25 protein-coding genes and 1 pseudogene are annotated in these 26,759 nt (G+C 72.1%); 16 read left to right on the forward strand and 10 right to left on the reverse strand.

All coding sequences use genetic code 11. The features are described from left to right. Window positions 1–15 precede the first annotated feature (15 nt). From AB0F15_RS36510 to AB0F15_RS36530, 5 genes are all read left to right on the forward strand, one after another. Window positions 16–576: a carboxymuconolactone decarboxylase family protein gene (locus tag AB0F15_RS36510; RefSeq protein WP_360280833.1), complete on the forward strand. Its 561-nt coding sequence runs from the start codon at window positions 16–18 to the stop codon at window positions 574–576. Next, window positions 569–1,384 carry a helix-turn-helix transcriptional regulator gene (locus AB0F15_RS36515; RefSeq protein ID WP_360280836.1) on the forward strand — a complete coding sequence of 272 codons (816 nt, stop codon included), beginning with the start codon at window positions 569–571 and terminating at the stop codon, window positions 1,382–1,384. Before AB0F15_RS36510 ends, AB0F15_RS36515 begins: the two co-directional genes overlap by 8 nt. Before the next feature lie 277 nt (window positions 1,385–1,661). Next, window positions 1,662–1,901, forward strand: coding sequence for a hypothetical protein (locus AB0F15_RS36520; protein WP_360280839.1), 240 nt, complete (start codon window positions 1,662–1,664; stop codon window positions 1,899–1,901). A 112-nt stretch (window positions 1,902–2,013) separates the two neighbouring features. Next, window positions 2,014–2,736: a GAF and ANTAR domain-containing protein gene (locus tag AB0F15_RS36525; protein WP_360280903.1), complete on the forward strand. Its 723-nt coding sequence runs from the start codon at window positions 2,014–2,016 to the stop codon at window positions 2,734–2,736. A gap of 1 nt (window position 2,737) precedes the next feature. Beyond that, window positions 2,738–4,180 (forward strand): PP2C family protein-serine/threonine phosphatase, encoded by a 1,443-nt coding sequence (locus tag AB0F15_RS36530; RefSeq protein ID WP_360280842.1) that lies wholly within the window; start codon window positions 2,738–2,740, stop codon window positions 4,178–4,180. Between the two features lie 52 nt (window positions 4,181–4,232). On the opposite strand, the gene AB0F15_RS36535 is transcribed toward AB0F15_RS36530, so the two are convergent. Then, window positions 4,233–4,973, reverse strand: a complete 741-nt coding sequence (locus tag AB0F15_RS36535; RefSeq protein ID WP_360280845.1) for a GAF domain-containing protein — start codon at window positions 4,971–4,973, stop codon at window positions 4,233–4,235. Between the two features lie 46 nt (window positions 4,974–5,019). Continuing rightward, on the reverse strand, window positions 5,020–5,724 hold the full coding sequence (locus AB0F15_RS36540; RefSeq protein WP_360280848.1) for a GAF and ANTAR domain-containing protein: 705 nt from the start codon (window positions 5,722–5,724) through the stop codon (window positions 5,020–5,022). Window positions 5,725–6,236: 512 nt separating this feature from the next. Here AB0F15_RS36540 and AB0F15_RS36545 point away from each other — a divergent pair. The 4 genes from AB0F15_RS36545 (at window position 6,237) to AB0F15_RS36560 (ending at window position 9,478) form a co-directional block, all read left to right on the forward strand. Continuing rightward, entirely contained in the window at window positions 6,237–6,653 is a 417-nt protein-coding gene (locus AB0F15_RS36545; RefSeq protein ID WP_360280851.1) for an STAS domain-containing protein, read from the forward strand. Window positions 6,654–6,781: 128 nt separating this feature from the next. Continuing rightward, complete coding sequence (locus tag AB0F15_RS36550) at window positions 6,782–7,603, forward strand: ANTAR domain-containing protein (protein WP_360280854.1); 822 nt, start codon at window positions 6,782–6,784, stop codon at window positions 7,601–7,603. 61 nt (window positions 7,604–7,664) lie between these two features. Beyond that, on the forward strand, window positions 7,665–8,513 hold the full coding sequence (locus tag AB0F15_RS36555; RefSeq protein ID WP_360280857.1) for an MEDS domain-containing protein: 849 nt from the start codon (window positions 7,665–7,667) through the stop codon (window positions 8,511–8,513). Further along, window positions 8,510–9,478, forward strand: coding sequence for a sensor histidine kinase (locus AB0F15_RS36560; protein ID WP_360280860.1), 969 nt, complete (start codon window positions 8,510–8,512; stop codon window positions 9,476–9,478). The genes AB0F15_RS36555 and AB0F15_RS36560 overlap by 4 nt, the downstream gene beginning before the upstream one ends. A 59-nt stretch (window positions 9,479–9,537) precedes the next feature. On the opposite strand, the gene AB0F15_RS36565 is transcribed toward AB0F15_RS36560, so the two are convergent. Both AB0F15_RS36565 and AB0F15_RS36570 read right to left on the reverse strand, forming a co-directional pair. Continuing rightward, entirely contained in the window at window positions 9,538–12,222 is a 2,685-nt protein-coding gene (locus AB0F15_RS36565) for a glycoside hydrolase family 9 protein (protein WP_360280863.1), read from the reverse strand. 236 nt (window positions 12,223–12,458) lie between these two features. Further along, window positions 12,459–13,676, reverse strand: a complete 1,218-nt coding sequence (locus AB0F15_RS36570; protein ID WP_360280867.1) for an amidohydrolase family protein — start codon at window positions 13,674–13,676, stop codon at window positions 12,459–12,461. A gap of 88 nt (window positions 13,677–13,764) precedes the next feature. On the opposite strand from AB0F15_RS36570, the gene AB0F15_RS36575 reads away from it, so the two are divergent. Beyond that, window positions 13,765–14,205, forward strand: a complete 441-nt coding sequence (locus AB0F15_RS36575; RefSeq protein WP_360280870.1) for a MarR family winged helix-turn-helix transcriptional regulator — start codon at window positions 13,765–13,767, stop codon at window positions 14,203–14,205. Window positions 14,206–14,264: 59 nt separating this feature from the next. Here the strand turns inward: AB0F15_RS36575 and AB0F15_RS36580 are convergent, their stop codons facing one another. Beyond that, window positions 14,265–15,005, reverse strand: a complete 741-nt coding sequence (locus AB0F15_RS36580; RefSeq protein ID WP_360280906.1) for a VIT1/CCC1 transporter family protein — start codon at window positions 15,003–15,005, stop codon at window positions 14,265–14,267. Window positions 15,006–15,173: 168 nt separating this feature from the next. Here AB0F15_RS36580 and AB0F15_RS36585 point away from each other — a divergent pair, with 168 nt between their 5' ends. Together AB0F15_RS36585 and AB0F15_RS36590 are read left to right on the forward strand one after the other, a co-directional pair. Beyond that, the gene (locus AB0F15_RS36585) at window positions 15,174–16,478 is read left to right on the forward strand and encodes a DUF3592 domain-containing protein (protein ID WP_360280873.1); all 1,305 of its coding nucleotides are present in this window, start codon (window positions 15,174–15,176) and stop codon (window positions 16,476–16,478) included. A 91-nt stretch (window positions 16,479–16,569) separates the two neighbouring features. Next, on the forward strand, window positions 16,570–17,001 hold the full coding sequence (locus AB0F15_RS36590; RefSeq protein ID WP_360280876.1) for a hypothetical protein: 432 nt from the start codon (window positions 16,570–16,572) through the stop codon (window positions 16,999–17,001). Here the strand turns inward: AB0F15_RS36590 and AB0F15_RS36595 are convergent. Continuing rightward, complete coding sequence (locus AB0F15_RS36595) at window positions 16,986–19,913, reverse strand: CHAT domain-containing protein (protein ID WP_360280878.1); 2,928 nt, start codon at window positions 19,911–19,913, stop codon at window positions 16,986–16,988. The two genes, AB0F15_RS36590 and AB0F15_RS36595, sit on opposite strands and share 16 nt — an antisense overlap. 296 nt (window positions 19,914–20,209) lie before the next feature. On the opposite strand from AB0F15_RS36595, the gene AB0F15_RS36600 reads away from it, so the two are divergent. Both AB0F15_RS36600 and AB0F15_RS36605 read left to right on the forward strand, forming a co-directional pair. After that, window positions 20,210–20,479 (forward strand): hypothetical protein, encoded by a 270-nt coding sequence (locus AB0F15_RS36600; RefSeq protein WP_360280881.1) that lies wholly within the window; start codon window positions 20,210–20,212, stop codon window positions 20,477–20,479. 444 nt (window positions 20,480–20,923) lie between these two features. Next, window positions 20,924–21,928, forward strand: coding sequence for a nitrilase-related carbon-nitrogen hydrolase (locus AB0F15_RS36605; protein WP_360280884.1), 1,005 nt, complete (start codon window positions 20,924–20,926; stop codon window positions 21,926–21,928). A gap of 41 nt (window positions 21,929–21,969) precedes the next feature. On the opposite strand, the gene AB0F15_RS36610 is transcribed toward AB0F15_RS36605, so the two are convergent. Together AB0F15_RS36610 and AB0F15_RS36615 are read right to left on the reverse strand one after the other, a co-directional pair. Beyond that, window positions 21,970–23,247, reverse strand: coding sequence for a hypothetical protein (locus AB0F15_RS36610; protein WP_360280887.1), 1,278 nt, complete (start codon window positions 23,245–23,247; stop codon window positions 21,970–21,972). Window positions 23,248–23,671: 424 nt separating this feature from the next. Then, window positions 23,672–24,151, reverse strand: a complete 480-nt coding sequence (locus AB0F15_RS36615; RefSeq protein WP_360280891.1) for a MarR family transcriptional regulator — start codon at window positions 24,149–24,151, stop codon at window positions 23,672–23,674. Between the two features lie 44 nt (window positions 24,152–24,195). Between AB0F15_RS36615 and AB0F15_RS36620 the strand changes: the two genes are divergently transcribed. After that, a complete protein-coding gene (locus AB0F15_RS36620; RefSeq protein WP_360280894.1) occupies window positions 24,196–25,629 on the forward strand; it encodes an alpha/beta fold hydrolase in 1,434 nt (477 codons plus the stop codon). 137 nt (window positions 25,630–25,766) lie between these two features. Here AB0F15_RS36620 and AB0F15_RS36625 read toward each other — a convergent pair. Together AB0F15_RS36625 and AB0F15_RS36630 are read right to left on the reverse strand one after the other, a co-directional pair. Beyond that, window positions 25,767–25,841: pseudogene (locus AB0F15_RS36625) on the reverse strand (DUF418 domain-containing protein); the annotation flags it as partial. A 25-nt stretch (window positions 25,842–25,866) separates the two neighbouring features. Beyond that, a complete protein-coding gene (locus AB0F15_RS36630; protein ID WP_360280897.1) occupies window positions 25,867–26,178 on the reverse strand; it encodes a hypothetical protein in 312 nt (103 codons plus the stop codon). A 392-nt stretch (window positions 26,179–26,570) separates the two neighbouring features. Here AB0F15_RS36630 and AB0F15_RS36635 point away from each other — a divergent pair. Continuing rightward, a partial coding sequence (locus AB0F15_RS36635) for a hypothetical protein (RefSeq protein ID WP_360280900.1) occupies window positions 26,571–26,759 on the forward strand: 189 nt, incomplete at its 3' end.

Consider the following 26,759-nt stretch of genomic DNA (forward strand, 5'->3'; position numbering starts at 1 on the left):
CGCAGACTTCAGGACATGACGAGTCAACGGATCCACGCCGCGGGCACCGCCACCGCGGAACCGCTCCAGGCCCTGCGGGACGCGTTCGGGTTCGTGCCCGCCGCGGCCGCCCTGATGGCGAACTCCCCGGCCCTGCTGAACACGTTCTTCTCGGCGTTCGGGCACTTCCGGGGCGGCGGGACGTTCGGGGCCGCCGAGAGGCAGGTCCTGCTGCTGGCCAACGCGGTCGCCAACGGTGCCGAGTGGGCGGTCGCGTTCCACACGCTGGAGGCGCTCGCCGACGGCGTCGAACCGGAGGTGGTCGAGGCACTGCGTCGCGGCGAGGTACCGGGGAACCCGCGGATGGCGGCGCTCTCGGCGTTCTCGCAGGCGTTGATCGAGCAGCGCGGCCATGTCGACGACACCGACTTGGCCGCTTTCCGGGCGGCCGGCTTCACCGAGGAGCAGGGGTTCGAGGTCATCGCCGGCGTCGCGATCTCCGCGATGACGAACTACACGGTCAACCTCGCCCGGCCGGCGCTCGAGGAAGACGTGGCGCCGCACGCCTGGACCGCGGGACACCCGGCCGATGCCTGACGTGGGCACGTTGCTGAAGCACTGGCGTGGTGCCCGGCGGCTGAGCCAGCTGACACTGGCCGCCGAGGCCGCCGTCTCGGTCCGCCACCTGTCGTTCCTCGAAACCGGCCGGGCGAAGCCCAGCCGCGCCATGGTGCTGAAGCTCGCCGAGGTGCTCGACGTTCCGTTGCGCGAACGCAACACCTTGTTGCTCAGCGCCGGGTTCTCGCCGGAGTATCGAGAGTCCGCTTGGGACGAACCCTCGTTGTCGGCGGTTCGTGAAGCGCTCGAAGCCATTCTCGCTCAGCAGGAGCCGTTCCCGGCGCTGGTCATGGACCGGGGCTGGGACATCCGGCACGTGAACACGGCCGCCCGCCGGTTCTTCGCCTTCCTCCGGGACGGACAACCGGCGAGCCCGCCGGGACCGCCGAACGTCCTGCGCCGGATGTTCCACCCGGACGGCGTCCGCCCGTACGTGACGAACTGGCCGGACGTCGCCGAGGCGCTGGTCCGCCGGGTCCACCGGGAGGCGATCGGCGGGGTGGCCGACGAGCGCGCCCAGCACATCCTGGAGGAGGTCCTGCACTACCCCCGGGTGCCCGCGAGCCTGCGGTCGCCGGACCCGGCGGCGCCGCTCCTCCCGATCGTGCCGATCCACTACGAGCGCGGCACCCGCAAGTTCGCCTACTTCTCCACGGTGACGACGCTCGGCACACCCCAGGACGTGACGCTCCAGGAACTGCGCATCGAGTGCTTCTTCCCGATGAACGACGAAACCCGGGCGCAGGCCCACCGCCTCGCCGAGGAGCCGGCGCGCGTCAGGCCGTGAGGGGCGCGGGGCGGGGAGGCTCGGCGGCGCCGGTTCACCGGCGTGCACCTTCCGCACCGCTGCCGAGACCAGCGCGGCCCAGCAGCGTCGGCAGCCAGGGCCGCAGGCGGTTGCTCGCCTGCCCGGGACGCCGACGGCGAGCAGCCGGGCCCGGCCTGCAGGGCGGCCGCCGCGGCCACCGGGGAGCGAGGAGCCAGCACACTGTCCGGCCGAGGCTCGGGCACCGGGAAGAAGCCGGTGGCTGGTCAGGGGGATGCGCGAGGAGCACAGTGGGGAGATGGCCACACCGACGCAGGTCGAGTCCGCTCGACGGCTGCTCGAGCGCGTCCAGGCGGCCGCGGAGATCGGCGAGGGCAACGGGGCGCTGCAGCGCCGGCTCGGGTGTGGGCGGGCCGAGGCGCGCAGCGAACTGCGGAGGCTGGGCGCGGGTGACGAACGGGCCGCCTCGGCGGGGGTGGCCGCGCAGGTGCGCCGGGACGCCGATGGCGAAGCGGATCCCGACGCGACCTGGGATTGAGCCGGCTCAGGAGCGGTGTGGCCGTCGGCGAGCTTCGGTCCAGGACGAGTAAGCGGGTGCCACCCCGGGTAGTCCCCGCGAAGAGATCTCATGCGGGACCGAAGAGGTGACGATGGTGGCCGACCTGCCGTTGGCGAACGAGCTCGCCGTAGTGGTGGCCAGGATGTCCGGCCTCCTCCTGTCGCGCGAAACGATCCAGTCGGCCTTGGAAACCGTCGTGACCGCAGCCGCCGAAGCGATTCCGGCGTCGGCCGGGGCGGGGGTGAGCCTGCTCGACGAGACGGGACGGCGGACCACCGCCGCGGCGTCGGATGAGGTGGTGCGGCAGACCGACGACCGGCAGTACGCGCTCGGCGAGGGACCGTGCCTGGCCGCCTGGTCCGAGCGGGCGGTGGTCCGCGTCGACGACGTGCTCGCCGACCGCCGGTGGCCGCGGTGGGGTCCGGCGGCCGCGGCACTCGGGATGCGCGCGGCCCTCAGCGCGCCGCTGCTGGTCCGGGACAGCTGTGCCGGTGCGGTCAAGGTCTACGCCCGTGAGCCCGGCGGCTTTTCCGGCCGTGACGAGCGGCTGCTGACGTTGTTCGCCGGGCAGGCGGGCATCTTCGTGGCCAACATGCGGTCCTACGACGACGCACGCCGGGTCAGCGAAGAGTTCAAGGGGGTCCTCCGGGACCGCGATGTGATCAACTTGGCGAAGGGGGCGCTGATGCAGCGAGAGCACATCTCGGAGGAAGCGGCGTTCGACATGCTGCTGGGGCTCGCCCGATCGGAACGGCAGGACACCGTGGCGGCCGCGGCGGCCGTGGCCGAGCGGGCCGCGCGAGGAAGCCGGTGACATGGCAGCCACCGAAGAGGAACAGCGACGGCGGCTCGTCGAATGCTTCGAGCGCGCCGGCCTGACGCTGGAGCAGCTGTGGATGCGGTACTTCGCCCTGGGCGGCGACGTCGGGTTGCTGGAGCTGGACGCGTACCTGAACGGGGTGATGGTGCTGCCGCGGGTGCAGCGGGACATGGTGGCGCACGCGGTGAACGAGCGGCTCGACGAGCTGGTCGGCCGGAACCGGGTGCCCTACAGCAGCCCGGTCCGGCAGAGCAGGCCCGCCCGTGGCCCCTTGGCAGCGTTGGTGAGCCTGCTGGAGGGCGCCCACCGCGCCCCGCCGGAGCGCCTGCCCGCGATCATGGACGCCGCGGGCGAGACCCTTGACCTGCGGGTGGGTGTCTACCTGGCCGACTACGCCCAGTGCACGCTCGTGCCCATCGGCGGTACCGGGCGGCGGCCCGTCCCGGTCGAAAACACCCCGGCGGGTGAAGCCTTCCAGCGCGGTGACCTGGTGGTCACCGACGAGCAGGACGGACCCCGGTTGTGGGCGGCGCTGCTGGACGGGGTGGAGCGGCTCGGCGTCCTCGAGGTGGCCCCCACCGACGGCACCGACCCGCGCGACCCGCTGCTGCGTGAGCAGGTCCGGTGGCTGGCCTACCTGTTCGGGCACCTGGTCACCATCACCACGCAGTACGGGGACGGCCTCGACCGCGCCCGGCGACGGGAGCACCGCGGCCCGGTGACCGAGCTGCTGTGGTCGGCCCTGCCGCCGTTCACGGTGGCGACGGAGTCGGTGACCATCGCGGCGGCGGCGGAACCGGCCGACGACCTCACCAGCGACGTGTTCGACTACGCGTTGTCCGAGTCCTCGGTGTCCTTCGCGGTCTTCGACGCGGGCGCCGGCGAGCCCACCGCCGCCCTCAGCGCCGTGGTCGCGCTGTCCGCTTATCGCGCGGCCCGCCGCGACGGGCTGGGCCTGGAGACCCAGGCCCGTGCGGTGGACGAGGCGGTCGCCGGCCTCGGGAACGGCGCCGTCCGCGGCGTGCTGGGTGAGTTCGACGTGGCCACCGGCCGGGTTTCGTACGTGGTGGCCGGGCACCCGCCGCTGCCGCTGTTGCTGCGGCAGGGCAAGGTGGCCGGCCCGTTGGCCGAGGGCCGCGCCGCGCCGTTCGGCGGCGGCGGCAGGTGGACCGTGGCCGCGGAAGAGCTGCGGCCCGGCGACGTGCTGGTGCTGTACACCGACGGGATCGTCGCCGCGCGCGACCGGCAGGGCGCGGCGTTCGGTTTTTCCGGGCTGGCCGAGGTCCTCGAGCGCGAGGTGCCGGACGGGTTGCTGCCCGAGGCTGCCCGCCGGGTCACCCAGGCCGTGCTGGCCCACCGGGCCGGCGCGTTGGCCGAAGACGCGACCATCGTGCTCCTCCGCCCCTTCGGCAACGAGCAAGCGTCCCGGTGGTTCTGACGCGGCGTGGCCGCCGGGCAACGGTCCTGAGCCGCCCGGCGTCGTCGCGGGTTCAGCCGGACGGCTGCGCGGTGAGCCTGCCGGGGGCGAGCGTGCCGTCGACGAGTGCTCGTGCGAGGTACCGGACGGGTTCGCCCGTCCGCCGGTTGTACTGCCACACCAGGGTGCGTGCCTCGTCGACGCCGATCCCGAGTGCGCCCGCGACGTACCCGATGGCCTGGGAGAGGTGGGCCCGGTCGTCGATTGCGGCCGACGTGCGCTCGACCAGCCGCCGCGCCCGGCGATCGCCGTCCTCCTGGGCGAACCCGAGTGCCGCGAGGTCGGCCAGGCAGCGGACGAGGGACCGTTCGGTGCCGGACAGCGTGGCCGGGGACTCGTAGAGCAGGTTGACGCCGCCGAACGGGTGGCCGTCGAGGACCATCGGGACGGCGTGGACAGCCCGGTACCCCGCCCCCAGCGCGGCGGGCGTGAAGACGGGCCAGCGGTCACCGGCGGCGGCCAGATCGCCGGCACTGGTGAGTTCGCCGGTGCGGATCGTGTCGGCGCACGGGCCTTCGCCCGTGTGGGCTTGCAGCAGTTCGACGAGCTGCGCACGCTCGTCGGAGGCCACGAGCAGGTGGAGGTCGCCGCCGGGAGCCCGGACGAGCACCCCGGTCGCGTCCGCGCCGAGGGCGACCCGGGCAGCTTCGTTCACCCGGGCGAGGATCGTCAGCCCGTCGTGGCGGCCCGTGAGGGCCGTGGTGATCGGCGCGAGGAGCGTGGCGAGCTGTTCACCTCCGGCGGCTTCGGGCATGCGGTCAGCGTACGCGGCGGTCTCGGCCTCGCCGGGGTCCATCGGGTCACTCGGCATGGCGATCCCATTTCAGCCGTCGTTCGAGCACGTCCCTGGACACTTCGAGGAGCGATCGCCCGGTGCTGAAGGCGTGGGCCTGGAGCCGGGCGAAGGCGTCGTCGATGGCGATCTTGAGCTCGGCGGCGAGCATGCCGGTCGCGATGTGGACGTCCTGGTACCCGCCGTGCAGGTCCAGCCGGTCGCTCCCGGGGAGTTCGTCGGCCTGCCGCTGGTCGGCCAGCACCCCCAGCAGGGCGGCCTCGGCGAGCAGCACGGCCGTTTCCAGTTCACCGGCCCTCAGCACGCCGCGCGTCCGCCGGTAGAGGGTCAGCGTGCCGAGCCGGACGGCGCCGACCTGCAGGGGGAACGCGTAAACCGCGCCCACGCCCAGCGCGACCGCACTGTCGGTGAACACGGGCCAGCGCTGGTCGTCCACGGCGAGGTCGGGCACGAGCACCGGACGCCCGTGTTCGAACGCTTCCACCGACGGCCCGGAACCCAGTGCGTAGTGGAGTTCTTCGACCCGGGCGGTCCAGGCGTCGGTGGTGGCGAGCACTTCCTGGGCCCGGCGGGTCGAGCGCACCGAGACGGCCGCGCCGTCCACGGCAGGCAGGACGGCGAGGACGGCGGCGCACACCGCGTCGGCCCACGCGCCGGCGCCCTTCCGCTCGGCGACGAGCCGCCACAGCCGGTCACGGTGCTCCTCACCCACCGACGGTCCCTTCTCGCGTGCCTGCCCGACGACCCCCATTCGACCCGATTCCCGCGGGCCGCGCACCACCGGCCCGTGGCTACCCCCGGCTCGTGCCGTTCACGCGCGCCGTCCGGTCTGCGTTCCCCGCCGAGCCGGGACGGCGAAGGTTTCCCGTGCGCATCGGACCTGCGGTGCTCCACCTTCCGGCACGACTCGGCCGTCCGGCGGATCGGCCAAATCGGTGCGGACGAGGCGTTCACGCGGCCGTGACGGCCTTCGCGGTCCATGCAGGACACCGGCGTGCACCCGGCCGGGTGATGGTGGGACACCGATCCCGGGTTCGGCCCGTACCGGTTCGGGGGACACCGCGGCACGTGGCTTGTTTCCCTCGCTCGGCGGCGTACGGTGAGGACATCACGGTTCAGCCGGGAGCCGTCCGTTCGTCGCCTGCGTGTCCGTCCGCAGGCGGTCCGGGAAACGGGTACCGGTGTGCCGGCTTCCCGGCCGTACCTCGCTTCGAGGAGGCCCGTGTGCTCGACCAGACCACCGCTCCGAAGGTCCGCGACGGTGTTGCGGCCGCGCTGACCATGCAGGTGACCGCCACCGAGGCGGCCACGATCGTGACCGTCCGCGGAGAGATCGACCTGACGGTCACCGGCCGGCTGAGGAGCCGGCTGGCCGAAGAAACCGGCCTCGCGCCACCGGCGCTCGTCCTGGACCTCACCGAGGTGGGCTTCTGCGGCGCGGGCGGGATCACCGAGCTGCTCGTCGCGGCCTCCGAGGCCCACGTCAGCGGGGTGCCGTTCGCGATCGCCGCGGGTCAGCGGGCGGTGGTGCGCCCGATCGCGGTCCTCGGGCTGGAGCGGGTCCTGCCGGTCCACCGCAGTGTCGCCGACGCACTGGACTGGCTCGCCGTGCTGCCCCGGCTGGGGACACGTCGTCACTGATCGACGCCCCGGCCGCGGGGCGCGCCGTCGCGAAGATCGGCACGGGTGTACGGCCTGCACGGCGGGGGTAGACCCCCACGAGACCGGAAGTGGCCGGAGCCTCGTGAGCACCCGATCGGAGGCGCGTGATGACCAGTGAAGGCGACTGGGAACGGGACAAGCGGCAGTTCGTCGCCGATGCGCACGGGGACGTGGCCGCCGACGCCGGTCCGGCCGGGCCGGGACCACTGGCCCGGCAGTTCGCCACGCTCACGGCGAAGCTGCTGGATACCACGACGGTCGCCGGAGCGCTGGAGAACGTCGTCCGCACCGCGCTGGCGGTGGTGCCCGGCGCGGACCTGGTCAGCGTGACGCTCCTCGGGCCGGAGGGTTCCTTCCACACCCCGGTCGAAACCGACGACGTGGCCACCGTGCTCGACCAGGTGCAGTACCGCCTCCACGAGGGCCCCTGCGTCGATGCGGCCCGCAGTCCCGGACCGGCGGTGGCGATCAGCGACGACCTGAGCGTGGAGCGGAAGTGGCCACGGTTCGGTCCACTGGCGGCGCAGCGGGGGGTCTCGTCCGTGGTGTCGACCGCGCTGCTCCCGTCGTCCCGGTCGCCGCAGCTGAACGGCGCGTTGAACGTCTATTCGAAGAGTCCTCGGGGATTGGACGCCACCGACCGCGAGATCGCCCTGCTGCTGGCCAGCCACGCGTCACTGGCGCTGGCCGCCACGCACGCGGTGACCACCGCCGAACTGCAGACTGCTCATCTGCGGAAGGCCCTCGAGAGCCGGGACGTGATCGGGCAGGCCAAGGGAATCCTGATGCAGCGCCAGGGCATCGGCGCCGAGGAAGCGTTCGACATCCTGCGGCGGACGTCGCAGGAGCTCAACGTGAAGCTGGTCAAGCTGGCCGAAACCCTGACCACCCGCCACACCGAGCTCGGCGGACGGGATCGGGCGACGTAGCCCGGCGCGGAGCAGGGGCCAAGCTCGCGCGGGTACCCGGGCCGCAGCGTAGGATCCGGACGTGCACAGACCGACCGAGTGGGACAGCACGTCGTCCCCGGCGGCTCGCGACCACGTGTGCTGGGGTTACCGGCAGCTGGACGACTTCGTGGAGCGGGCTCAGGACTTCCTGGCCGACGGCTTGGCTGCGGGAGAGCGGGTGCTCTACGTCGCTGCCGGTGACGAGGACCACCTCGCGGCGCGGCTGCGGGCGGGCGGGCGGTTCGACGAGGACCTGCGGCGCGGTGCGCTCCAGGTCGCCTCCGTGGACGCGACCTACACCACCGGAACGGTCGTCGACCCCGCCGGTCAGGTGCAGCTCTACGCCACGGCGACCGCGGATGCGCTGGCCGCCGGGTTCACCGGGCTGCGGGTCGCGGCCCAGGCGACGTCCCTGGTGCGCACGCCCGCCCAGCTGGACGCCTTCGCCCGCTACGAGCACCTGGTGGACCGCTACATGGCCACGCACCCGATGTCGGCGCTGTGCGGCTACGACCTGGGCGAACTCGGCAGCGAAGTCGTCGCGCAGCTCGCCTGCATGCATCCCTGCGCCCACGACGGCGCGACCCTGTTCCACCTGCACGGCCACGCGCGGGCGGGGAGCGCCGCCGCACTGGAGGGCGAGCTCGACCTGGAAGCGCGCCGGCTGTGGCCGCTCGCGCTGGAACGCGCCGGGCTGCGGCCGACGGCGGGCACGGTCGTGCTCGACGCCGTCGGCCTCCGGTTCATCGATCACCGCAGCCTCCTCGCCGTGGCGGGCTACGCCGAGCGGCACGCCACCGAGGTGGTCCTGCGAACGCGGTTGTCCACCCCGGCTCGCCTCGTGGAGCTGCTCGACCTGACCGGAGTCCGCGTGGAGCGCGCGTCATGAGCATCGACCCGAACACCGCCGGCCGGGGCTACGACCACGCCGCCATCCACTACACCTCCGAGGCAGACCTGCTCGCCGTCGTCGTGCCGTTCCTCGACGGCGGGCTCACGGCGGGCGAACCGACCGTCGTCTCCTTGGCGCCGGAGCGCGCGGAGCTGGTGCGCAAGGCGCTGCCGCCGTCCGCGGACACCTGCTTCCTGCCCATCGACGACCTCTACGCGCGGCCCGCCGCCGCCATCAAGTCGTACCGCGAAATGATGGCCGGGTTCGTCGCCGGGGGAGCCTCCGGCATCCGGATCGTCGGCGAGGTGCCCGGCGCCGCGATCGACACCTCCTGGGACTGGTGGGCCCGCTACGAAGCGGCGGTCAACCACGCCTACGACGAGTTCCCCCTGCGCAGCATGTGCGCCTACGACACCCGCACCACCCCGCGGCACGTCCTCGACGACGTCGCCCGCACCCACCCCTTCGTCGCCACGGCCGGCGGCGGGCACCAGGTCAACGCCGGCTACGTCGACCCGCTGACCTTCCTGTCCACCTCACGGCCGATGACCCCGCACCCCATCCAGCACACCGCGCCGCTGGTCGAGCTCACCGATCCCCGGCCCCCGGCCGCCCGCCGGGCCGTCGTCGACGCCAACCGGACCGACCTCCCGGAGGCCGAGATCGAGGACTTCGTCCTCGCGGTCAGCGAGATCGTCGAGAACGCCCTGCGCCACGGCCGTCCGCCGGTCCGCGTCCGGATCTGGGCCGACCGCGCACACATGGTCGTGACCGTGCACGACACCGGCGAAGGCGCCGGCGACCCGTTCGCGGGCCTGCTGCCCGCCGAGCGCGCCACCGGCGGCCGCGGGCTGTGGATCACGCATCAGGTGTGCAGCCAGGTCGCCCTGCACCGCGACGACACCGGCTTCACCGTCCGTCTCACCGCGGGACAACCCGGGCTTCGCCGCATCGCACGCTGACCTTCGCCGATGCACGGCGGCCGCTCCCGGCCGGTGCGGGCAAGCGGAATCGGGGCGGATCAGGGTTCGGTGCCCCAGGTGAGGGCGCCGGCCTGGTAGGCCGTGGCGGTGACGAGGTCGGTGAACGACGCCGCCGTGCGGTAGCTGTAGTCGTCGGCCTGGTTGAAGGCGGTCCAGTCGGCCTTGGCGACCCGGACCTGGACCTCGCCGGTGGTCGCGCCGGCGGCGAGGGTGCCGCCGCTGAAGGCGACCTCCACGTAGGCGTCGGCGCCGGGGCGCGGCGTGCTGAGCTTCACCACGCGCAGGGTGACGTTGCCGCAGCCGAGAACCGCGTAGTCGCACCAGATCTGGTAGCCCGGGTTGGTGGCGTCGCTGGTGAACCAGTAGCGCGCGGTGACGCTGTTCAGGGCGACGGGCGTGCTGCCGCGGTTGACGATCTGGAGGCTGGTGCGGATCTGGTTGTCGGCGGCGCCGCTCCCGGAACGCTGCTGGACGGCGAGTGAGCCGGTGCCGGTGTTGCCGCCGGTCGTGGTGGTGACCGACACCGGGCTGCCTGCCGGGGACTGGTTGCCGGCGGCGTCCCGGGCGCGTACCGAGAACGTGTACGCGGTGCCGGGGGTGAGGCCGGTGACCTGGTAGCCGGTGCTCGTGGTGCTGCCGACCGTCGCGCCGGCCGGGTTCAGCACGTCGTACCCGGCGACGCCCACGTTGTCGGTGGCGGCGGTCCAGGAGAGGGTGACGCTGGTGCTGCCCGGGGTGGCGGTGAGCCCGGTGGGCGCCGTCGGCGGGGTGGTGTCTCCTGTGGACTGTCCCGGCTGGCTGCCCCACAGCACCGCGGATCCCTGGGCGAGCACCAGTTTCGGGTTGTCGGCGGGTGCGGTCCCGCTGGGGGCGAGGCCGGTGTGCGACCAGTCGTTGGCGGGGTCCCAGGTGCCGGTACTGGTGATCCGGAACTGCACCTCCTTGCGGTAGCGGGACTGCCCGCCGGGGGCGACGCCGCCGGAGCACGGCACCTCGACGTAGTAGACCGGGCCGGAGAACTGGTGCACGGTGGGCGCATCGCACTGGTTGTACGCGGAAGTGACCGAGATCTGGCTCGGGGTGGTGCCGCCGTCCAGGGTGAAGTAGTAGCGCAGCGAGCCGGTGAACGTGCGCGCCGGCCACGCCGACTTGTTGATCACGTACGCCTTGACCTCGGTGAACGTCCCGCCGTCGGGCTGGTTGAGCGCGCCCTGCGCCAGGATCTCCGGGCCGTCCGGGACTTCCTTCGGGGGGAAGGCGGCCAGCGGGGCGCCGCCGTACTCGCCGTAGAGGCGGGCCAACGCGCCGGTGAAGCCGGCGTTGTAGTCGAGTGCCACCTCGTTCATGGTGTAGTTGGTGCGGTCGTCGGTGTACGTGTCGTTGGCCGAGCTGGGGCCGCCGACGAGCGCACCGTACAGGACGTGCCTGCTCTGCGCGGGTTCGTTGATGTTGTCGGCCCAGGAGCCGTGCGCGGTGCGGTGGTGCGGGTTGCGGGGCGGGTTGACGCCGAACCCGACCTGGAAGCTCGCGCCGCGCGGGTTGTCGCCGAGCGCGTAGTTGATCTGCCGGACCGCGAAGTCGTGGTACGTGGTGGCGCGTGCGGGATCGGTGGCGCGCAACGAGTCCGAGTACGTGAGCGCCACGAACGCGGTGTTCGCCGCGTACCGAAGCGAGCCCCACTGGTCGAGCACGGCTTCGCCGCCGGGGGAGTAGGGCACGTGCTGGCCGTTCACGCCGGTGGTCCACCAGTCGAGCCAGCGGTTGGCGTCGGTGACGTACTCGGGGTCGCCGGTCAGCTGGGCGAGCAGGACGTAGGCGCCGTAGGACTTGTCGTCCCACGCGAGAGTCCAGCGGTAGGAGCGGGTGGAGGTCTGCGGTTCGGTGGACAGCTTCTCGTACTCGGCGCGCGCCTTGGCCAGGTAGCTCGGGTCGCCGGTCGCCTTGTAGAGCCAGATCGCGCCCCACACCAGCTCGTCCTGGTAGCCACTCCAGGACTTGTAGAAGCTCTGGGCGTCGGTGATGCAGTCGGAGTAGGCGCCACGGTAGTTGTCGGCGAACGCATAGAGCTGCTTGGCGTGGGTGAGCAGGGTGGCCGCGTAGGCGGGGTCGTCGGCCTTGAACACGAGCGAACCGGCGGCCATCTGGGCGGCGCCCTCGCCGGCGAGATCGGAACCGGGGCAGGAGGTGTCGACGCGGTAGGCGGGCCGGGCCATGGTCATGGTCTCGGCCGGACCCCACCACTTGTGGTCGTCGTCCCCCTTGCCGACCTGGCCGTAGAGCACGTTGGGCTGCGGGTGCGCCTTGATCAGCCAGTCGTCGCCCCAGCGCAGGTTCGAGAGCAGGTACGGCCACTGGCCGGAATTCTGGTAGGCGGCGCGGTTCTCCAGCGCACCCCAGGCGAGCATGGTCATGCTGGACTCGAACGGCAGCCCGAACTTGACGTGGTCACCGGCGTCGTAGAACCCGCCCGTGAGGTCGAGGCCGACGTCCTTGCCGTCGTTCAGGGCGGACGGCCCGCGCCACGAGACCCGGTTGCCCGCGGGCAGCACACCGGAGCGCTGAGCGTCGTAGAACCAGACGGACTTCTGCAGCGCCTCGCCGTAGTTGAACTTCCCGGCGGGAGCGCCGGCGCCCGCGGACACCCCCGGGACCACCAGGCACAGACCGAGCACGAGCAGCGCCACGACCGCCCGGGACATCGCCTTCGTCGGTGAAGTGCGCACGCCGCCTCCTCGAGCCTGGGAGCGCTTCCAGAGCGAAAGGGTAAGAAACCGGCTGCGCTGTGTAAAGCGTCGGTCCTCGCGGTGGGCAGTTCGGCCGCTCGGAGCACCGCCATCCAGCCGTATCCCGAGCGCCGGAAGCGGGCTGAACGCTCTTCGCCGGCCGGACGACGGTGCGCCTGGCTGGGAGCGCTCTCAACAACGTCAGCTGACCGGGCGCCGCCGCCGACCCCCTCGCCTCACGATTCTTCGAGCCGGGTACCCCGCCGCCAGATCGCCCGCGTGTTGAGCGTGTCGCCGATGTTCTTCGCCGGGTCGCCGTCGACGAGCAGGAGGTCGGCGCGGAGTCCTTCGGCGATGCGTCCCCGGTCGCCGAGGCCGAACCGGCGGGCGGTGGTCGCGGTCGCCGCGCGCAGGGCTTGGGCGGGCGTCAGACCGGCGGCCACGAGGTACTGCAGTTCTTGGTGCAGGCTGGCTCCGTGGGCCAGGCCGCCGAAGAAGGTCTCGGCCATGGACGCGTCGGTGCCGGCCAGGATGTCCACGCCCGCGGCGGCCAGCGCCCGGACGGTCTCCAGGACGTCGTCGAGCCGGCCCTGCGGGTAGCGGTCGTAGCTGGATCGCAGGGTCTTCTCCCACTTGTCGTCGAGGCGGCGGGCGACGCGGGCGTCGTCGGCGAGCTCGCTGCCGGTGATGCCCATCATCGACGCGTCGAGGCATACGCACGGCACGACGAACATGCCCGCCCCGGCGATCAGGTCCACGATCTCCGTGGTGTGCGGCCGATCCATGAAGACGTGGACGAGGCCGTCGATGCCGGCTTCGGCGGCCATCCTGGTGGCGTCGAGGGTCAGGGTGTGCGCGACGGTGAGGGCGCCGTGCCTCTTGGCCTCGGCGACGCCCGCATCGAGGGTGGCCTGGTCGAGCATCGGCAGGCCGGGGTGGCCCTCGACGCTGCCGTCGTCGATCATGAACTTGATGTAGTCGGAGCCGCGCGCCAGCAGCTGCGGGACGTACGCGGCGGCTTGCTCCGGGGTGGTGGAGAACGGCATCAGCGGCATGACCGGCGGCAGATCGCGGGCCGGCCGGAACCCTTCGGGCATCAGTTCGCTGGGGTGGCCGCCGGGTGGCGTGATGGCGAAGCCGGACGAGCGGATGTCGGCGACCGTGTCGTCCTCGGTGATGTGCGCCCGGTTCTCGCGGGTGTTCATGCCCTGCATTTCGAGTTCGGTGGTGACGCCGAACCGCAGGGCCAGTGCCAGGGAGCCGGGGCCGGAGTGGACGTGCGCGTCGATGAGCCCGGGCAGCAGGGTCGCGCCCCGGCCGTCGACGACCTCGGCGCCGTCGGGCACGTCGCCGCCGATGGCATGGATCTTCGGCCCGTCGAGGACGACGGTGTGCACCCCCAGCGGCTTTTCCCCGTCGAAGACCTGGGCTCCGGTGATGGCGGTGGTGGCCATGGCGGCCTCGCTTTCCTCGTAGTTACATACTCAATGCTATGCATATTGCCTCTGGTATGCAAATGCCGTGGGTACTACGCTCCCGGAGGTGAGCAGTGAGGACGTTCTGCTGGACCAGATCGGCCCGGCCCTGTCGCGGTTGCGTCGGCGCACCCCGGCCTCGGCCCGGGACCTGTCGCGAAACCTGGTGCTCAACGTGGTCGCCGACGCGCCGGGCGAGATGACGGTCGGCGGGCTCGCCGCGGAAATGGGCGTCGTGCAGCCGGTGGCCAGCCGCACGGTGGCGGCCTGCATCGCCGACGGCCTGCTGCGGCGGGCCGCCTCCCAGGCCGACGGCCGCCGGACCGTGCTCGAGCTCACCGAACGCGGCGAGGCCGAGCGCGCTCGGTTCGCCGCCGATCAGCGCGCGGCGTTCGAAGAGATCACCGCCGCCTGGTCACCGGAGGAACGCACCCGGTTCGCCCGGCTCCTCGTCCGCTACGCCGCGGACGCCGCCGCTTGGTCCCGCCGAAGTTCGGACGGCGGGTAGCGGCAGCCGCCGAGTCTTTCGCCTGCCGGCTCGAGCGGGCGCCTCGCCGGGCGATCCGGTCACGCCGGTGGCGCGCCGATGAGCTGGCCGATGCCGAAGGTGACGACGACGGCGAGTCCCCCGAGGGCGAGCTGGCGAAGTCCCGACCGCACGAGCGGCCGTCCGGTGAGCTTGCCGACCGTCATGCCGCCGGCCAGCAGCGCGACCGCGGTGATCACGAGCGACGCGACGAGGGTGTGCCCGCCGAAGAGGTAGGGCAGCAGCGGCAGCAAGGCACCGATCGAGAACGCGGCGAACGAAGCTCCGCCGGCCAGCAACCCGGACGGCAGATCGTGGGGATCGACGCCGAGCTCTTCGCGGGTGTGCAGGCGCAGTGCCTGTTCCGGGTCGCGCGCGACGGCCGCGGCCATCGCCGAGGCCGTCCGGCGGTCGGCGCCGTAGGAGACGAACCGGTCCACGAGTTCGTCGTGTTCCTCCTGCGGGAACCGGGCGTGCATTTCGGCCTCGAGGGCGACTTCGGCGTGCACGAGTTCGTTCTGGTTGGTGACGGAAACGTATTCGCCGGCGCCCATGGAAAAGGCACCGGCGACCAGCCCGGCCAGCCCGGTCAGCACGATCGTGTGCGGCGCGACCCCGCCGCCCCCGACCCCGGCGATCAGCGAGGCGTTGGTGACGAGGCCGTCCACCGCCCCGAACACCGTGGGCCGCAGCCAGCCGCCGGACACGGCACGGTGGCGGTGCGCCCAGCCGGAACCGGTTCCCGGCCTCGGCGAGCGCTGCGCCGGATCCTGTCGAGCCATCACACCGTGATTCTCGCCGGGGTCGCCGCGCCTCGCGCGCCGAGTGTGGTGCGGGAACCACCTTGGGGCATTGCTCGCTTGCACGTTCGGCGAGCCGGATCGGTTGCCTTCTTCCGGTGTCTGCTTGATCGCAGGTCACGGCGTGTTCTCCGGGTTTACGCTCACGCGATGAAACTGGGGATGGACCGGGATGCGACGAAGCACCGCCGGTGGCAGAACACCTTTCTGGCCGGAGCGATCGTCTTCGGCTTGGCCGCGCTCACTGACGCGGCGGGGACGATCTACGCGCTGACCGCACCCGGATATGTCTTCGAGGACGGCGAGTTCGCGGTCGAGCTCACGGTCTTCGTCCTGGCCGTTGCCCTGGTGGCCGGCTGCGTCGCCCTCGGGCGGCGGCACGACCGGCGGCGCGCCGCGCTGCGCGCCGAGCACGAGCACTGGCTGCCGGCCCCGGCCGAACACACCGACCAGGGACAGGTCGACCTCGACGTCGAGACCGCCCGGTTGCGGCAGTCGGTGCTGCGCTCCGTGGGCTTCGTGCTCGTCTGGCTGGCCGTGCTCGCGGGGGTGGTCGCGGGATTCGCCGCGATGAGCGCGTCGGCCGACCACCTGCTGCAGACCGGGGTGCGCGTGACCGGCAAGGTGCTGGGCGTCCACAAGTACAGCCGGGGCGACGACGTGATCTTCGTGGGGTACATGGCGGCCTACGGCGACTACCGGTCCGCCGAGATCGTCTGGGACTCCGGCCGGCAGTACACCGAGGGGCAGCAGATCACGGTCGTCTACGACAAGGCCGACCCCCGTCGGGTGCGGACGCTGGACGAGACCAACGACGACCGGACCTGGACGTGGGTTCTGGTGGTCGGGATCGCGGCCGGGGCGAGCGGGCTCGTGCTTTCGGTCATCGCCGCGGTGAACTGGCAACGCCGCTACCGCGCGGTCCTCGCCACCGGCTGGCGGACCGCGTCGGTGACCGTCGTGCCGGACTACCCGGTCCGCCAGGGCAGGCACATGCCGGACATCGAGGTCGAATACCGCGACGACACCCGGATCACGCTGCGCGCGGCCACGTCGTCACACGGCTCGGTGCCACTGAAGGACCAGCCGAACCGGCGCGCCTGGATCGGCGGCACCGACCGCGACATGGTGGTCCTCTTCCCGCACGGACGGTGGCGCAAGCCGTCGTATGCGGTCCCGGCCTACGCGCTGAACCTGCGGACCGGCAGCACGAAGACCGCGGCCGCGCCCGCTCCGGAGGACCCGGCGAAGACGGCGTTGGTGAAACAAAAGTTCCGCCGGTTCGTGATCGCACTGTCGGGCTGGTACGCCGTGGTGCTCGTGGCCGCGGTCGTGCTGGTGACGCAGAACCTGCTGTGGCCCATGTTCTTCGTCGTGCTGCTGGGCTCACTCGCGCCGCTCCCGCTCACGCAGGTCTACTTCAGCCGGGTGCGGACGGCGCTGGAGGAGAAATGACCACTCGGGCGGCAGGCGGGCCCGGCGTAACAACTCCGCCGGGCGGAACGACACTGCTCGTCGACATCGCCTCCGGAAGGAATCCGACGGTATGGCCTGGTTCAGCCGAAAAACCCGGTCCCGGCTGCCCGCGGATCTGGCACGCCGCCTCGAGCTGCTGGGCCGGTTCGAGTTCGACGTTCGCGGATCGGGTGTCGACTCGGGGGAGATCTTCCCGACCTGCATCCAGCCGTTTCTCGAGTTCGCCGAACAGGATCTGAACGGGTTCGTCGCGGAACTCCGGGCCGGCGTTGCCGGCGACGGCACCGGGTTCGCGACTTACGGGGCGTACTGCCTCGTCGTCGAATTGGCCGGGACGGACGTCCGTACCCCGGACGCCCTCGCCCTCCTGGATGCCGCGATCGAGGTGAAACGGGCCCGGCACCTGCCGCAGACGATGCTGAAGGGCTACGAGTTGTTCCGGTGGAACGAGGTACACGGGTTCGGGACCTGGCCCGGCGGTGCCGCTCAGCCGCCGGTGTAGGCGAACGCGGCCCAGTAGAAGGGGTGCGTGAACGGACGGGAGCCGGTGTCCGGCGGCCGCAGGCTCGGTGCGAGTACCGCCAGATCCTCCGGAGTGGCGTCCCTGAGCCATTTCTGCGCCCACGTCAGCGCGACGGCCGGGTGCACCCTCCCGCGACGCCACTCGCGGTGGAACCGGACCATCAAGTACGCGGTGGCCAGGTCGTTCACCGGCCAGGACGCCGCTATCACGCCGGCGAACCCCAGCTGCAGCAACGCCGACGGCAGGCCGATCGTTTCGTTCGGCAGTTCATCCCCGGTCGTGTGCATGTCGCAGGCCGAGACGATGGCGAGCCTGCGCGGCGCGTAGGGGAGGCGGTCGCGCAGGTCGTTGATCGTCACCTTCCGGTCGGCGAACGCGAGCCGGCTCTCCATGATCGCGTGCGGTACGGCTTGGCCGTGGCACGCGATGTGCCAGACATCGTGGTCTCGGGCCGCGGCGGCGAACCTCGCCCAGGTGGCCCGTGATTGCGCGGTGCACTGTCCGGACCAGGCGGCGGCCACCGTGGCCGCTTCGCCGGCCGCGTGCGGCAGTGGCGTCATGCCCGGAGCATCCGGGACGTCGGCGACGAGCAGCCTCGCCGGCCGGCCCGCCAGCGCGGCGGAGCGGGCCCCGCACCAGCGCAGGGTGCGTGCGTTGGGCGCGTACCTGATCGGGGACACCGGAACGGGGTGCCGGGGAGTGGCGTGCAGGGGCAGCAAGGTCATCACCCCGACGGGGACCAGCGTGACGATCGGCCCGTGCGCGTAGAACGCCAGGAGGTCGCGCAGGCCCGACGCCCACAGCCGGTCGAGATCCTGCTTGAGGCGCTGGGCGCGCCGGACGAAGTGCCCGGCCTGGCCGTGGAGCCAGGCTTCGACCGCACCCCGCGCGAGGTCGGGCAACCACACGCACTGCGGGTCGTGGCGCGCCGCGACGACCATCGCGTAGCCGCTCGCCCGGGCGGCCGCCACGTACACGACCGCGCCGTCACCGGTCGCGGAGGTGATGTCGGTGTACTCCACCACCGGCTGCTCCGGGTCGGCCCCGATGACGTCGGCGATTTCCCGGGTGAGCGTCCGGAAGACGGTCCACGTCCGGTGGCTGGTGCCGCCCGGTTCGCGCTCGTGCGCCTGCACGTCCGCGAGGGCCTGCCGGTAGCGGGCGAGCAGGTCGCCGCGGCCGGCCTCGTGCAGCGCCTCGGCCATCCTCGGATCATCGCGTTCGAGCAGCGTGCTGAGCGCGACCGCCCGTCCGGTCTCCAGCGCTACCGCGGCGTCGCGGAAGCGGCCGGCCCGGGCCAGCCAGTAACCCGCCTCCTCGGTGTGTTCCCGCAGGGAGGTGAGCACTCGCGTCTTCGCTTCCGCGCGGTAGCGGATCCGGACGGCCTCCGGGATGAGGGACACGAGGTGGTGGTAAGCCTCCGCGGCGGCCTCGATCTCGGTGGTCCCGAGAGCCCAGCGCACCCACGCCGTGGCGAGGCGCATCCGAGCCGCGACCGGTGCCCCTCGGCCGTTCCGCACCGCTGTCCGCCATGCGCGCGCTCGCCTGCCGAGGTCACCCCGTCCGGTCAAGGCCGCCAACGCGCACCCGGCCTCCTGCACGACCAGGTCGGCATCGGCGCCGCCCTGCCCGCACAACGCGCGGGCTTCCCGGAGCAGCGGAACCGCGTCCTCCGCCGGGGTGTCCTGGTGCAACGCCTTCTCGACGAGCAGCCGAGCGAGCGGCAGGTCGGCCGGAGTGCGTTTCGCGCGTGCTGTTGCCCGGCCCCGGCGGCAATCTTCGATGCCGGCATCCAGCCGGGCCGGGTCCAGCCGCACCAGCGTCCAGCCGCGCACTGCGTGGAGGTGGGAAAGCACCTCGGGGCGGGCGCTGCCGGGCTCGGTCAACGCGGCAGCGGCTTCGGTGCCGGCGTTCTCGAGCCGGCCGGCGATGAGGTGGCCCCGAGCCCGCAGCAGGCGCGCGAGCGGGGAAGTGGCGGCGAGCCGCCCGGCCGCGGCGAACAGCGGCGCGGGATCGTCGTGGGCCTCGGCCACGGTGAGGGCCGCATCGGCCAGCAGCTCGGCCGCCCGAGCCGCATCGCGAGTGCTGCCGCTCGCGGTCACCAGCGCCGCCATGTCGTCGAGCGTCGCTGCCAGGGTTTCCGGCTTCGTCCCGTCTTTCGCGGCGGCGACAGCCCCGGCCGCGATCCCCAGGCGTGCGTGGACCTCCGGTGGTGAGTCCGGATCGGTGTCCGCTCCGGTGACCACGGCGGGCGGTACCCACTCGGGCGCCGCGGGACGAGCCGCGCCGTGCAAGGCGGCCCGGAGCCGCATGGCCTCCAGGTACCCGGTTTCCAAACCGGCGGTCAGGTAGTCCGAAGCGCGGAGCAGGTTGCCGATCGTGGTCATCGCGGCGGTGACGCGGGCCTCTTCCCGGTGGCCCACCGAGCGCGGATCGCCGAGGAAGACGAGGCAGGTGTGGAAGAACAGCCGCGCGTTGCCCCGATCCCGGCTGTGCTCCAAGTCCTTTTCGGACAAGTTCCGGACGTCTTCGAAGAAGGCGAGCACTTCGTGCGCGGCCGCCGTGAGTTCACCGGCCCCGACCGCGAGCCCGACCATCCGGAATCGCGTCGAACAAAGGCTCCAGCCGGGATCTTCCGCCCGCAGCCGGGCCGCGGTGGCCCGCAGATCCGCCCGTGCCGCGTCGGCGCCGGCGCGGTCGCCGTCGCGGAAAGCTGTTTCGTAGCGCCAGACGATCAGGTCGAGGCCGGCGATCTCCCGGTCGGTTTTGCCGGCGGAAGTGGCCAAGCTGCGCAACTCGAACCCGCGGGATTCGTGCTCCCACGGCTCGGCGAAGACCGGGTCGGCCGGACGGCCGCATCCCCGGCAGTTGAACGGCCACCGGCGCGGCACTTCTGTCCCACCTTGGTGGCACCCTTCCGCGTGACAACGCCAACCGGCAATTCGCGCTCCGGACGGCGCTTGGTAACCGAATGACGTCCTGGGTGCCTTTCTTCCCCACATCGATCGTTCGGACCCCCTCGGGCAGGCGGAAAGCCACAATGGAGGATAGCCCAGGGGAGATGCACTGATCGGGTGAAGCTGAACGCCGGTTTCGTCTTGCCGTAACGAAGGGTGGAGGTGGTCGACTCTAGCGGGCACAACCATTCGCGGACTCGCGCATGTCCGTCGCGGGAAGGGCCAATAGTATGGGAACAGCTTTCGCGCTCGGCTACCTTGTCGGGATGCTCGCGACGGTCGGCGTCGGTCGGTCCCGCGCCGGAATCAGTCAGCGCGGCCGGTTGTCGTTGTTCACGATATTCGGCAGCCTGCCGTGGTTCCTGACCCAGATGGCCTCGATGTTCGCCTGGCCCGCAGTCCTGGGCGTGTGGCTCGCCCGCGGCCGTCCCGGCAGCCCTTGGCAAGCGGTGACGACCGGTGGTGGCGGCGTGCTGGTCCGCCGCCGGAACGACCGGTAGGGAACCCGCCCGGAACCACTTGAGTCCATTGTGGACCAGCTGACTCCGGGCGGCGCCGTCGACGGGCCTGCCGCGGGAGGCGGCTCCGTGCCGGGGAACGGGCGTCAGCCGGACCAGCTGACGGTGCCCACCCAGTGGAAGTTCGAGTGCCCGCATCCCACCCACGTCTGCGCGGGAGCGGCGAGGGACACGACGTCGACGAACAGCCCGCGATCGCCCCTGCCGACCGGGCTCTTGCAGAAGCCGGGGGTGAGGTGCCGTGTCCATGGCTGGTGTCGTGCTAACGTGCTCTCCGGCGTGGCTCACGCCGAACCTCCATCGACTGTCCCCAGCACGGTCTTGAACGGAGGCAAAGGGGCTTTCGTCTCGGGTCGCTATCCGTTCCGTCCGTCTCGGGCGGAGTGATCGCTGGGGGACCTCCGTTCGGGCTGCGGAAGGACCTTGATGACAGCGAACAAGAACTTCAAACGCCGGGTTCGTGCCCGTGCGGCCAAGACCGGCCAGTCCTACACGACTGCTCTCCAGCACTTCCGGCAGACTCCGGCCGAAGAGGCCATGGCGGAGACGAAGAAGGTGCGGTTGGCCGTGGCCCAAACCGTTCTGCGCGAGGACCCCCGCCACAGCGCGGGTCTGCGGGACAGCGGACGCGACATTCGTCGCCTGATGCGCGAGGCGCACGAGGCGGGTGCGGCGCTCGTCCACTTCCCCGAGGGCGTGACCTGTTCTCCCCACAAGCGGGTCATGTCCGTCGACGGCCCGGACAAGGTCGGACCGGCGGACTGGAACCGGTTCGAGTGGAGTGTGCTGCAACAGGAGCTGGCCGCCATTGCGGAATCGGCCAGAGAACTCAGCCTGTGGACCGTTCTGGGCTCGGTCCATCGCCTCACGCCGCCGCATCGCCCGCACAACAGCTTGTACGTGCTCTCCGACCGGGGCGAAGTGGTCACGCGTTACGACGAGCGCATGTTGTCGAACACCAAGGTCACCCACATGTACACGCCGGGATCGGCGCCGGTGACCTTCGACGTCCACGGGCTGCGGTTCGGTCTCGCGCTCGGCATGGAGGTCCACTTTCCCGAGCTGTTCATCGAGTACGAACGGCTCGACGTCGATTGCGTCCTGTTCTCGACAGCGGGGCCGGGCCGGCAAACCGACGATGGGTCCTTCGCCACCCAGGCGCAGGCGCACGCGGCCACCAACAGCTACTGGGTCAGCTACGCCGGACCGGCGCAGGACGCGGTCTCCGGCGTACCGTCCGGGGTGATCTCCCCCGCGGGGCGATGGGTCGCCCGCTGCCCCGAGGGCGGCGAGCCGTCGATGACGATCGCCGATCTCGACAACGGTCCCCGGAACTTCGCACGACTGTGGCGGCGCACAGCACGTTCGGGCGTCTACGACCCGCACTTCGTCCAGGACGACCGCAGGAGCGACGACCGCCGCGTGTTCTAGCCGTTCTTCGTGCGTGACGTGCTCTGCGTCCGGGGATCGCGCTACTCCGAGGCGAGGCGAAGGGCTGCTGCCGCACGGACAGCGGTGTGCTCGATGGCAGAATCCCGCAGCCGGACGAGCTGCCGGCGGACTTCGCCGGTCAGCGGAGCGTGCTGCGCGGCCAGTAGCCGGACGTCGCTCTCGCAGTCCGAGAGTGCCTCGGGCAGTTCCTGCCGCGTGGCGTCAGGATCCAGTGCCAGCAACACTTCCAGGTAGCTCGTCCGTTCGTAGGAGTGCGGGCTGTGGCGCCACAGCGAGCGAAACCTCGGCGCCACCTCGGCGACACCGAGGCGCGCGAACCCCCGGGCCAGTGCGTCGTAGCCGCACCAATCGTCCGTGTCACTGTCGAGGTGGTCGAGGGCCGCCAGCAGGGCGGGCACGTCGACGGCTTCCCCGTGCTCGGCAAGGGTCACCACGGCCCTCCACCACAGCGGATGTGCGGGGTCCCGGGCCCATTGACGGGCGTGTCGCGTGGTCCGCGGCCCCAGCTTCTGGAGCACGGGGAACAACCCGATTCGCTGCACGTCCGGGCGGGCCGCCAACGGATCGGTGACGTCGAGCAACCGCGGCTCCGGGTCGCGATGACGGGCGAATTCGTGCAGCACCGCCGAGAGCGTTCCGGGCGCGGCATCCGGGTCGGCGAGCAGGCCGAGCAAGGCGGTGACCGGAGTGTCGTGGTGGAGCCGGCTCGGGCACTGCCAGTCGAAGGACGGCTGGGCCCGCTCGAGCAGCACGTCGATCCGGCGGTCACGCCCGGCCCAGCTGAGCCAGGGCTCCTCGAGGGCGGCGACGTCCTCACGTGCGGCGTCCGCCGCCCGGCCCGCGACGATCGGGGCGAGGTCGTCCCACCATGCGCGAGGCCAGGTGCCGACGACGGTGTGCAGGACGTCGAGCCAGCGTTCACCCTCGCCCACGTACTGGCGTAGAGCGTCGGCCGCCGCGGGGACGTGGGCCAGGGCGACGGTGGCCAGCACGTCGACGGCCTGACCGAACCGGTTGCCGTCGTACCCGGTCTTTCGCCCGGCGCGGACCTGGTCGACGACCGGGTCCACGGACAGTCCGAGGTCGAGGACCAGCCGGGCGAGGAAGACCGTCCGCTCGTCGACCTGCCGATCCCACCGGTAGTCCCGGTGCAGGCACTCCAGCACCAGGTCCGGCGCGACCGGGTGGGTGGCGGCCCAGGCACCGGCCGCGCCGTGGCCGCGCTGCAATGCGCCACGCAATGATTTGGCCGGCGCGTAGTGCCAGTCGTCGTCCCCGGCATCCGGATCGTCGGTCATCTCCGCCAGTGTGGGCCGCCGCTTTTCGTTCGGCCAGCGAATTCCGGGGAGGCCGGGCGAGCCCTCAGCCGGAACAGGGCGGCGACCCGGCCGGATCGGCATGGCCGGCCACTCCATCGGCGGCGCGGCGAGCACCACCGCGATGGCCGCCGACCCCCGCATCCGCGCCGGAGTGAACCTGGACGGCACGTTCCGCGCGGCAGTCCCGCCCACCGGCCTCGGTGGCCGTGCCTTCCTGCTGCTGGGCACCAAGGCCGACCACGCTCCCGGTCGCGACCCGTCCTGGACGGCGTCTCGGCGAACAACCCCGAAGTCGCCTTCGAACAACCCTGACCCTCACCCCGCGCGGGCGGCCCGCTTGTCGCGGGGAGCAGAGCATGTCCGCATCCGCGGCGAGCGGCGCGGGTGTCCTGGTGCCGGCCGGTCAGCGTTGCCTGTCCGGGTGGCCGGTACCGCGCAGGCGGGCCGCGGCCCGTTCGTGCCGATCGGTCGCCGAGCGCAGGAATCGCACGATGGCGCCGAGTTCGGCGTCGCTGAAGTTCTCGAGGTCGGCGTGGGCCTCTTCCAGCCGGTCCCGCAAGGAACCGGTGACGATCCGGACGGCCTGCTCGGTCGGGATGACCAGCACCCGCCTGCCGTGCGTCGGGTCGGGTGTTCTGCGGGCGTAGCCGGCCTTGATCAACCGGTCGACCAGCGCCGTCATCGAGCCCGGCGTCAACCCCAGCATCCGTGCCAGCCGGCCGGAAGCCAGCGGTCCGTGCCGGAACACCAGGTCCAGGCAGCGCAGGTCGGTGCGGTGCACACCGAGGTGGTCGGCCAGCGCCTGGTCGTCGGCGTCGATGGCGGCCTGCAGGTCGGCCATCGACGCGCCGAGTGCGGCGGTCACCGCCTCACGATCGGACATGCCACCCAGTATAGTGTTTGATCGTCAAACATTATGGAGGTGCCGTGCACGCGAAGACCCTGGCCGTCGTGGCCGCGCTCGTGCTCACCGCGGTCCCCGCGCCCGCGACCGCCGCACCGGGTTTCGGCTGGGTGTCGTGCCCCCAGCCGCAGGCCGCGAAGTACCACGCGGAATGCGCCACTCTCGCGACCGGCGGCGTGGCGCTCGCGCTGTTGCGGATACCGTCCACCGGAACCTCACAAGGCCCCGTCCTCGCCGACTCGCAGGAGATCGACGGCTACGGCGGCAGCCAGATCGACTTCTTCCTGAGGCACGGCGACAACTACCTGGCCCGGCTCCCGCAGACCCACCGCACGCACGACATCGTCCTGGCCGATCCCCGCGGGCTCGGCGGGAGCACACCGGTGCGCTGCCCGACGTCCGCGCACGACCCCGCGCTGCCCGAGTTGCCCACCGCGCCCTGGGACACCGCGCGGATCGCCGGGCACGGCTCCGTGGTGTACCTCGGCTGCGCCGCCGCGACCGGCCCGCTGATCGCCCGCACCGGCCTGGCCGAACAGGCCGACGATCTCGAAGCCGTCCGCATCGCGCTCGGCGCGCCCCGGCTGGACTTCCTCGGCCAGGCGACGGGCGCCGAGCTGGCGGTGGTGTACGCCGCGCGCCACCCGGCCCGCACGGGCCGGATCGTCCTGGACACCGCGATCGACCCGTTCCTGCCGGCCTCCCGGCGGGTGCTCGACGTGGCCCGCGCCGAGGAGACGGCGTTCACCCGGTTCGCCGCCTGGTGCACCCGCACACCCGAGTGCCCGCTGGCCGGCCAGGACGTCCCGGCCGTGCTCGACGAAGTCGTCACCCGCGGCGTGCCCGGCCTGACTGGCGACGAGGTGCGCATCGCCGTCGGGCAGTTCCTCCTCGGCTACCCCGTCGCCTGGCCCGGCATCGCGCACGCGCTCGCCGCGGCGAGCGAGGGCGACGGCAGCGAGCTCGCGCCCTTCGTCGCTCTGACCTACACCGAACCCGACTACACGGCCGCCCACGTCCAGACTTGCGCAGATCACCCGAGCACTCCCGGCCGGCTGACCGGGCTCGCTCAGCGGGTCCACGCGCTGGCGCCGCACACCGGCGGCATCTCACTGCACTGGGACGCACTCATGTCGTGCACCGGCTGGCCGGACGGGCCGAGCCTGGCCGAGCGGCTGCCCGGCCGTCTCGCCCCGGCGGCACCGATCCTCGTCACCGCCACCGAGGACGACCCCATCAACCCATCGGCATGGACGGCCGACCTCGGAGCGCGGATCGCCGGCTCCCACGTATTGATCGCACCCGTCGCCGGACACGGCGCGCTGGACAACGCACCATGCGCGGCAGACGCGATCGACACGTACCTGGCGACCGGCGCGCTGCCGCCCGACGAGAAGTGCCGCAACGGAACCGGAAACCCTTCCCGGTCGCCCGGCAGAGAAGCCCTTTCTCGTTGACTTCCGCCACCGTGCTCGCAATGAACAGCCCGCACGTCGGCAGGTGAGGACGGTGCAACGCTCGGTCAGCGGTATGACAGCGCGGCTGCGGGGACGCCGGTCCTGGAAGGGCCGACGTCGGGAATGTCAGGGAGGATCTATCGCCGCGGTCCGAAGGTTGCCCAGCGCCACAGCCATTCGAGCGGGCCTTGGCGGTATCGGCGTAGCCAGAGCGTGGACCACCGTCCGCGAGGCGAGTCACTCGGCCGACCGAGACCACCACGACTGCACCGCCCCGAGCGCGAGGCGGGCCAGCAGCACCGCGGCCCCGATGCCGGCGATCAGCCGGGCGCCGAGACCGTCGAGCCGGACGGCGAGCCAACCGCCCGCAACGGTGCCGAGCACGGCGAGCACGAAGTCGACGATCCACAAGGGCGTCATAGCGAGCAGGCCCATGTCGGCTCCGGTATCCCCGCGCCGGCTCCGCCGCGCCAGGTACCCCCAGAGCGTGGCGGTGCCGGCGAACGAGACCCAGGCCAGGCCGAGCATCACCCACAGCACCGCGGTCACCGGGCTTCCCCTGCCGCACAACGAGACACACCAGAATTCACAGCGGTCCTCCCTCTCGGTCCCTGTCAGGGTGAACTCGTTCGGACACCCTGTCAAGACACCGTGTCCGGACAGGTGTCCGGAATTGGTGTTCTCGTGCCGCCGGATACGAGGCGGCAGACTATGACTGCACCGCGAACTCGGAGCTGCCCATGCCCTCAGCGTCGAACGGCCCGGCCGCCGCCGCGGGCAAGCTCTCCAAGACGGTGGTCAGCGGGTGGCGTTCGCGGCTTGGGGCGTGGATGGTTGGTGGGGTGACGAGACACCCGCTTCTGCCGGACCTTCGGTGCTCCCGGGCTGTGCTGGTCGGCTGTGACGACGGTGTGCCTCGGCACCACGGGGGCCCCGAGAAGATGGCTACCGAGCTCGCCGAAGCGCTCACGGTGCCGGACCTGACAGCGGCCTTCGACGCCGCGCACACGCAAGTGGTCCTGGGCCCTCAGCAGCCGAGCGAGCTGCTCGGCGCCGTGTCGGTGGCCGCCGCGGCGGGAAAACTCGTCACAGCACGATCATCACCAGTCGTACTCCGCGGTGACGGCGTC

It is taken from the genome of Amycolatopsis sp. NPDC026612 (assembly GCF_040638285.1).
In the GTDB taxonomy this organism is placed as follows: Bacteria; Actinomycetota; Actinomycetes; order Mycobacteriales; family Pseudonocardiaceae; genus Amycolatopsis.

Excerpts from the sequence above, each read along its gene's own strand:
- AB0F15_RS36510 (WP_360280833.1), top strand. The coding sequence starts at position 16 with ATGACGAGTCAACGGATCCACGCCGCGGGCACCGCCACCGCGGAACCG.
- AB0F15_RS36515 (WP_360280836.1), top strand. The coding sequence starts at position 569 with ATGCCTGACGTGGGCACGTTGCTGAAGCACTGGCGTGGTGCCCGGCGG.
- AB0F15_RS36520 (WP_360280839.1), top strand. The coding sequence starts at position 1,662 with ATGGCCACACCGACGCAGGTCGAGTCCGCTCGACGGCTGCTCGAGCGC.
- AB0F15_RS36525 (WP_360280903.1), top strand. The coding sequence starts at position 2,014 with ATGGTGGCCGACCTGCCGTTGGCGAACGAGCTCGCCGTAGTGGTGGCC.
- AB0F15_RS36530 (WP_360280842.1), top strand. The coding sequence starts at position 2,738 with ATGGCAGCCACCGAAGAGGAACAGCGACGGCGGCTCGTCGAATGCTTC.
- AB0F15_RS36535 (WP_360280845.1), bottom strand. The coding sequence starts at position 4,973 with ATGCCCGAAGCCGCCGGAGGTGAACAGCTCGCCACGCTCCTCGCGCCG.
- AB0F15_RS36550 (WP_360280854.1), top strand. The coding sequence starts at position 6,782 with ATGACCAGTGAAGGCGACTGGGAACGGGACAAGCGGCAGTTCGTCGCC.
- AB0F15_RS36560 (WP_360280860.1), top strand. The coding sequence starts at position 8,510 with ATGAGCATCGACCCGAACACCGCCGGCCGGGGCTACGACCACGCCGCC.
- AB0F15_RS36570 (WP_360280867.1), bottom strand. The coding sequence starts at position 13,676 with ATGGCCACCACCGCCATCACCGGAGCCCAGGTCTTCGACGGGGAAAAG.
- AB0F15_RS36580 (WP_360280906.1), bottom strand. The coding sequence starts at position 15,005 with ATGGCTCGACAGGATCCGGCGCAGCGCTCGCCGAGGCCGGGAACCGGT.
- AB0F15_RS36585 (WP_360280873.1), top strand. The coding sequence starts at position 15,174 with ATGAAACTGGGGATGGACCGGGATGCGACGAAGCACCGCCGGTGGCAG.
- AB0F15_RS36590 (WP_360280876.1), top strand. The coding sequence starts at position 16,570 with ATGGCCTGGTTCAGCCGAAAAACCCGGTCCCGGCTGCCCGCGGATCTG.
- AB0F15_RS36600 (WP_360280881.1), top strand. The coding sequence starts at position 20,210 with ATGGGAACAGCTTTCGCGCTCGGCTACCTTGTCGGGATGCTCGCGACG.
- AB0F15_RS36605 (WP_360280884.1), top strand. The coding sequence starts at position 20,924 with ATGACAGCGAACAAGAACTTCAAACGCCGGGTTCGTGCCCGTGCGGCC.
- AB0F15_RS36610 (WP_360280887.1), bottom strand. The coding sequence starts at position 23,247 with ATGACCGACGATCCGGATGCCGGGGACGACGACTGGCACTACGCGCCG.
- AB0F15_RS36615 (WP_360280891.1), bottom strand. The coding sequence starts at position 24,151 with ATGTCCGATCGTGAGGCGGTGACCGCCGCACTCGGCGCGTCGATGGCC.